Origin of the sequence: Streptomyces sp. NPDC006265 (assembly GCF_040613555.1) — a bacterium.
In the GTDB taxonomy this organism is placed as follows: domain Bacteria; phylum Actinomycetota; class Actinomycetes; order Streptomycetales; family Streptomycetaceae; genus Streptomyces.
In genome coordinates, this window is record NZ_JBEXSH010000548.1 from 1 (window position 1) to 6,047 (window position 6,047).

The following is a 6,047-nucleotide window of genomic DNA, read 5'->3' on the forward strand; positions in this document are numbered from 1 at the left end:
GACTCGGATGCGGCGCTCGCGCACGGCGAGGTCGGCAAGGTGGGTGTGGCGGTCGATTCGATCGAGGACATGCGGGTGCTGTTCGGCGGGATTCCGCTGGAGAAGGTCTCGACGTCGATGACGATCAATGCCCCGGCGGCGTTGTTGCTGCTGCTGTATCAGCTGGTGGCCGAGGAGCAGGGAGTCGCCGCGGACCGGCTGACGGGCACGATTCAAAACGATGTGCTGAAGGAGTACATCGCCCGGGGCACCTACATTTTCCCGCCGAAGCCGTCGTTGCGGCTGATCGCGGACATCTTCCGGTACTGCCGGGCGCAGATGCCGCGGTGGAACACGATCTCGATCTCCGGCTATCACATGGCCGAGGCGGGTGCCTCCCCGGCGCAGGAGATCGCCTTCACCCTGGCCGACGGCATCGAGTACGTGCGCACGGCGGTCGCCGCGGGTATGGACGTCGATGATTTCGCGCCCCGTCTGTCGTTCTTCTTCGTGGCCCGCACCACCCTGCTGGAAGAGGTGGCCAAGTTCCGTGCCGCGCGGCGGATCTGGGCGCGGGTGATGCGCGAGGAGTTCGGCGCGAGCGATCCCAAGTCGCTGATGCTGCGCTTTCACACCCAGACGGCCGGGGTGCAGCTGACCGCCCAGCAGCCGGAGGTGAACCTGGTCCGGGTCGCGGTGCAGGGCCTGGCCGCGGTGCTGGGCGGTACCCAGTCGCTGCACACCAACTCCTTCGACGAGGCCATCGCCCTGCCCACCGCCACATCCGCCCGCCTGGCGCTGCGCACCCAGCAGGTCCTCGCCTACGAGACCGACGTGACCGCCACCGTCGACCCCTTCGCCGGCTCCTACGTCATCGAGAAACTCACCGACGACGTCGAGAGCGCGGTGGTGGAGCTGATGGACCGGGTCGAGGAGCTGGGCGGCGCGGTCGAGGCCATCGAGCGCGGTTTCCAGAAGGGCGAGATCGAGCGCAACGCCTACCGCATCGCCCAGGAGACCGACTCCGGCGAACGCGTCGTCGTCGGCGTCAACCGCTTCCAGATCGATGCAGAGGAACCCTACGAGCCGCTGCGCGTCGACCCCGCCATCGAGGCCCGCCAGGCCGAACGCCTGGCCACCCTGCGCGCCGAACGCGACCAGCCGGCCGTCGACGCCGCCCTGACGGCGCTGAAGAAGGCCGCCCAGGGCGACGACAACGTCCTCTACCCCATGAAAGACGCCCTCAAGGCCCGCGCCACCATCGGCGAGGTCTGCAACGCACTGCGCGAGATCTGGGGCACGTACGCCCCCGTCACGTGAGGACTCGCACACACCAGGGGGACCAATGAACACACCGATCCGTGTCGTGATCGCCAAGCCCGGCCTCGACGGGCACGACCGAGGCGCCAAGGTCGTCGCCCGCGCCCTGCGGGACGCGGGGGTCGAGGTCGTCTACACCGGGCTCCACCAGACCCCACACCAGATCGTCGACACCGCGATCCAGGAAGACGCCGACGGCATCGGGCTCTCCGTGCTGTCCGGCGCGCACATGACGCTCTTCGCGGAGGTCCTCAGGCTCCTCGGCGAAGCGGATGCCCGGGACATCACAGTGTTCGGGGGCGGCATCATCCCCGCGGCCGATGTTCCGATGCTCCGGGAGACGGGCGTGGCCGCGGTCTTCACACCGGGATGCCCCACGCCGGAGATCGCCGACTGGGTGATCCAGAACCTCGCCCCCTTGAGGAAGGCGGCATGACGTCGCGTCGTACCAGGACATCCCGGCCGTCCGGCCCCCGTCCCGACCTGGGCGGACTGCTGATACGAGCCGCGGGCGCCGGCCGGCGGCGGCCGATCAGCTGCCCGCGTGCAGAAGCCATCAGGGCCGCTCGCCCATGCCCGGCCACAGCTGATGGACGTCCCACGATGCCGAGGCCCAGAAACCAGCCCATCCGCCCGCATCGCCTCTCCTCCGCGTCACCGTGCCGGTGGGTGCCATGCTCACATGTTCGGGGCAGTACCGGCGTTGCCCTGCTCTCGGCAATCTTTACGTGCTTTTTATGCCGGACTCTGCATCGCCCGACACGCTCCCGAGCCAGGCGGATCGGCCTCACTGCCGCCTGCAAGGGCGCTGTGGGAGGCTGCCGGGGGCGACGGCACTCGCCACAGCCCTACGGTGTCACGCGGTCCACATCCTTCAAGAATCAAGTAAGTTTCGAGACCGCACAAAGATCGGGTTGGGCGCCATGCTCCGCCTGACCTCGTCGCCCCCCGTCGACGACGCCGAGCCGGTTTCCTGCCCGCGGCCCCTCGCTGGGCGGAGCCGTCCCCCATCCCGCCACCCCTTCACCGGGTGGCGGGGCGCAGTATGTCCGGTCGGCCGGTGGTGTCCCGTCGGCCGGGACCGGCTTCGTCCGGACCGCATTCCGGAGGTCCGTCTGAGCCCTGGGGTAGGGCCCGGCGCTCGACCGATGCGGCGGCCGGCCAAGGCTCCGCGCTCTGCTGCGTGGTCAGGGCTGCTTGGCGGTGCCCATCTCCGCGCTGAAGGCTGCCGGTTCGCTGTCGAACCCCTGGACCAAGTCGTGGAACTCCCACGTTCCAGAGGCGACCTTGGTGAACTCCGCGACGGTCCCGGCGGTGGATCCGGCGATCTGCGCGAAGTCGTCCTTCAACAGTTCCGTGTACCCCTCGACGACCAGGACTCCGGCGTTCGACAGGTCGCCGAAGGTCTTGGGGCCGGTGTTCTGGTGGATCGCCACCCCCACGACCACCCGTGCGAAGGAGGGGGCGAGGCGATCGAGTTCCAGGGTCATCGCTTCGACGTATCCCAAGCCCTGGCCGGTCTGGCTGTGCCGGCTCATGTTGATGGTGCCGTCCGGCGAGCGGCTGTCGTAGTGGACGACGTACACCGGCCGCCCGTAGGGGGCGTCGGCCGAGTAGGTCGCGGCGATGATGTCGAGATGATGAGGCGGCTGATTCATGGGACTCGGGTCCCACTTGAGCCGCACCTCGACCTTCCCCAGCCCCTTGCTGCCGCTGCTCACCGGACTGCCGCCTCTCCCGCTGTCGAGCCACCACGGGATGGTTCCCCGCATGTCAAGTATGGCTCGTCCACACCCTGTTGAAGCCCTGCAGAACGCCGATTCTGTTCCAGGCATGCTTGTTCACACGCTGTGGACGACCGGAGGCCCCTCGCGCCAGCCGGGTGGTCACCGGACTGCTGTCGGCAACCGGGTGACTCGGTGGAGCGCGTCGGGAGTCACCCACAGCAGTGGCTGGCCTGTACGAGTTTCCACCCCAAGAACTGCTGCAGGACAAGCGCGTCCATGAGGCGTTGGGCGGCAACTACAAGGCCTCCCTGAGTTGTTCCGAGTTGGGAACGGCGCTCAGGAAGTCCACTGTGGGGCCCACGGCGGGGCAGCACTCGCTTCCGCAGGCACAAGCCATGAAAGATGTGCTCATGGCTGTCGAGGACAGCCTGGAGACCACGGGTGGTGGCCTGGACCCGATCCTGCGCATGCCTCTCGCCGAGTCGCTGGCGGACTACGCAGCGGACACCGATGCCATTCTGGGCATCGGAGACGCCGAGTACGTCAGCAACAGCTCCTGTTCCAAGCCGGCTTGGGAGGACGACACGCCGGATGTCGTCCCTTGAAGTGGTGTAGCCGTTCTTGGCCGATGTGCGCCCCCGGCTCGCCACCGCATTGCCCCTGGTGGACCGCTCGTGCGCCCTGAACGAGGACCGGCCACCGTGCAACTCTCCGCGGTGAACGGTGAATCCGACCGGGAGGTGCACGATGACCCTGGCTCATGATGACCTGCTCCGCCTTCTGGAGTCACTACGCTCGACGGACGGACTGGAGATCGTCCGGGCTGCGGCCGAACGAGTCCTGCAAGAACTGATAGAAGCCGAGGCGACACAGCACATCGGCGCCGCATGGGGCGAGCACACCGAAACCCGCACCACCTACCGCAACGGCCACCGCGAACGGACCCTGACCACCCAGGCCGGCGACCTGGAACTGGCGATCCCCAAGCTCCGCGCCGGCACCTTCTTCCCCAGCGGGGTCCGCCTCGTCATCTCCGACCAGCACCTCGGCCTGGTCGCCGCCATCGGCAAGGTCATGATCGGATCCGCACACCAGCGCTGCCGCGTTCATTTCGTCCGCAACGTCTTCTCGGTGATCCCCAAGCAGCACGCCGAGATGGCCGCCGCGACTATCCGCACGATCTTCGCCCAACCCGATGCCGTCTCGGTCCGCAGAGGTGAGGCTTTCGTCGAGGTCGCCGCAGATCCGCGAGACCTCGCTCTTGGAGGTGCCGGGAACAGCGCCACCGCTCTTGAAGAGCAGAGCGCCGATATGGTCAGCGCTTGAGGGAAGGGGGTGGCGATGACGACGGCGCGGGAGGCGATCTGGTGGTCGACGCGGGCCTTGAGGTAGGTGGCGTCGAGGTAGACGGGAAGCGGGTGTGGTCAAGAGGGCGGTCGCGGAAGATGCACGACGAGTGGATCGCCTTCCCCCGCCGCTACCTCTCCAACGAGAGCCGCCGTGGAACGCGGCGCCGATGGCGCCGAACTGACCGCACCACCGGCGCGAAACGCCCGCACGCTCGGCACCCTGGACGCTCTGGCCGCCGACACCCGGCAGCCGGGAGCGGTGGTCGTCGCCGACAGCGGCAGTGTCGGCGCCGTACGCCTGAAGTTGGATGGCGCCGGAGACGCCTCGCTCCTGGTCGGTGCCGGGCAGGAGGGAACCACGTCCCTGAACCGGAAACAGATCAGCGACCTCACCGAAGCACGCGCGGAACAGGTGCATTAGACCGGGCTCGGCCTCGTGACCGTCTCGCCCCGGACGTCCGCCCATGCCCTTTGGGCCTGCTCGTCAGTACGCGGCAGGCCGCTGCCGCGCAGGCTGCCCCGCAGTTCCACTGCGCGTGGGTGGTCGACCGGCTTCGGCTGCGTCGCTGTCCAGCGTAGACCGCCCCCGGTTGCAGATGTCGGCACCCTGGTCAGGCGGACGCCGGGGACGAGCGGCCCGTCCGCGAGGCGGATCAGCTGACCGTCCGGGTCGGTGCGGTGTCAGTGCGTGGACGGCGGCGAGCGCGTGCGTGAACCAGCGGTGACGAACCGGCACCGCGACCGTCGTGGGCTGACGCGGACCATGGCGTCAGGCCGCCTCGGCGTCTGCCTCGACGTTCTCGATGCCGGTGGGGCGTCCGGCCCGGGTCCAGCGTGCGTACAGGCCGCGCCGGCGATGAACAGGGTCGCGGCCAGGGAGAGCATCGGCCAAGCCCCGCAGCAGGTTGACCATGAGAGTGAAGGCGACAGCCACGGCGGCGAGGGCGTTGACCGAGGTCAGGGCCGTCTTGTTCGCGCGGCTCGCGAAGCGGGCCATCGACCAGGCCGACCAGGAAACTGACGAACACGGCGACGGCGTAGAACAGGACGAGCTCCTGTTCCTGGCCGGCCGCGGCCAGGATGATCAGCGCGGCGGCGGCCAGGTAGACGACCACGGACCAGTACGGGGTGTTGCTCCGTAGCCTGGCAGCGCGTGTACTTCCGGCGGCGCAACAGCGTCGAGGGCATCAACGGCTACGCCGAGGACCCCCTCTACGAGCGCCTCGAAGACGCCGGCACCCGCCGAATCCGCCGCAGCGCCGCCCAGACGCTCCTGCTGGCCTTCCAGCTCGCCCACGCCAACCGCCTCAAGCTCAGGGCCTGGGCCGTCTCGATCGCTCTCCACGACGACCGACCGCGCCGCCGGCCCACCCGCCGTCGCAAGACCAAGCCCTTGGGCTCCTGGACTCCCAAGAACTACGTCATCCAGCCCTGAGCCCTGAGCCCTGAGACCTTCCTCACAAGCCACCAGTAGCCACCCTGGACGCAGCCGAAGATCCACACCGGAAACTGGACTGCCGACGGCCTCAGCCGTCGGCAGTCCACGTGTTTTTGGCCACACACAGCGGAACGGGCGGCATCGTGATCACGATGCAGCCCGTTGCGTGGTATGATGCAGATCGAGATGATGGGGGGGACCTGGTGGGCGAGGGGGGAGTTGTACGCCCACCGC

The 6,047-nt window shown here is 68.5% G+C and carries 7 protein-coding genes and 2 pseudogenes; 6 read left to right on the forward strand and 3 right to left on the reverse strand.

From position 1 onward, the window contains the following. Positions 1–1,299: methylmalonyl-CoA mutase family protein (locus ABZ281_RS33410; RefSeq protein ID WP_356661619.1), on the forward strand; the 1,299-nt coding region annotated here is incomplete at its 5' end. 25 nt (positions 1,300–1,324) lie between these two features. Further along, positions 1,325–1,735, forward strand: a complete 411-nt coding sequence (locus ABZ281_RS33415) for a cobalamin B12-binding domain-containing protein (protein WP_356661621.1) — start codon at positions 1,325–1,327, stop codon at positions 1,733–1,735. A gap of 751 nt (positions 1,736–2,486) precedes the next feature. On the opposite strand, the gene ABZ281_RS33420 is transcribed toward ABZ281_RS33415, so the two are convergent. Continuing rightward, positions 2,487–3,020: a TerD family protein gene (locus tag ABZ281_RS33420; RefSeq protein WP_356661623.1), complete on the reverse strand. Its 534-nt coding sequence runs from the start codon at positions 3,018–3,020 to the stop codon at positions 2,487–2,489. Between the two features lie 227 nt (positions 3,021–3,247). On the opposite strand from ABZ281_RS33420, the gene ABZ281_RS33425 reads away from it, so the two are divergent. Continuing rightward, positions 3,248–3,631 (forward strand): hypothetical protein, encoded by a 384-nt coding sequence (locus ABZ281_RS33425; protein WP_356661625.1) that lies wholly within the window; start codon positions 3,248–3,250, stop codon positions 3,629–3,631. 142 nt (positions 3,632–3,773) lie between these two features. Further along, positions 3,774–4,217, forward strand: a pseudogene (locus ABZ281_RS33430) (transposase); the annotation flags it as partial. Between the two features lie 143 nt (positions 4,218–4,360). Here ABZ281_RS33430 and ABZ281_RS33435 read toward each other — a convergent pair. Further along, positions 4,361–4,470 (reverse strand): annotated as a pseudogene (locus tag ABZ281_RS33435) (transposase); the annotation flags it as partial. A 56-nt stretch (positions 4,471–4,526) separates the two neighbouring features. Between ABZ281_RS33435 and ABZ281_RS33440 the strand changes: the two are divergent. Continuing rightward, a complete protein-coding gene (locus ABZ281_RS33440; protein ID WP_356661627.1) occupies positions 4,527–4,796 on the forward strand; it encodes a hypothetical protein in 270 nt (89 codons plus the stop codon). A gap of 348 nt (positions 4,797–5,144) precedes the next feature. Here ABZ281_RS33440 and ABZ281_RS33445 read toward each other — a convergent pair whose 3' ends face one another. Beyond that, a complete protein-coding gene (locus ABZ281_RS33445) occupies positions 5,145–5,372 on the reverse strand; it encodes a hypothetical protein (RefSeq protein WP_356661629.1) in 228 nt (75 codons plus the stop codon). Between the two features lie 156 nt (positions 5,373–5,528). On the opposite strand from ABZ281_RS33445, the gene ABZ281_RS33450 reads away from it, so the two are divergent. Then, the gene (locus tag ABZ281_RS33450; RefSeq protein ID WP_356661631.1) at positions 5,529–5,810 is read left to right on the forward strand and encodes a hypothetical protein; all 282 of its coding nucleotides are present in this window, start codon (positions 5,529–5,531) and stop codon (positions 5,808–5,810) included. Positions 5,811–6,047 lie beyond the last annotated feature (237 nt).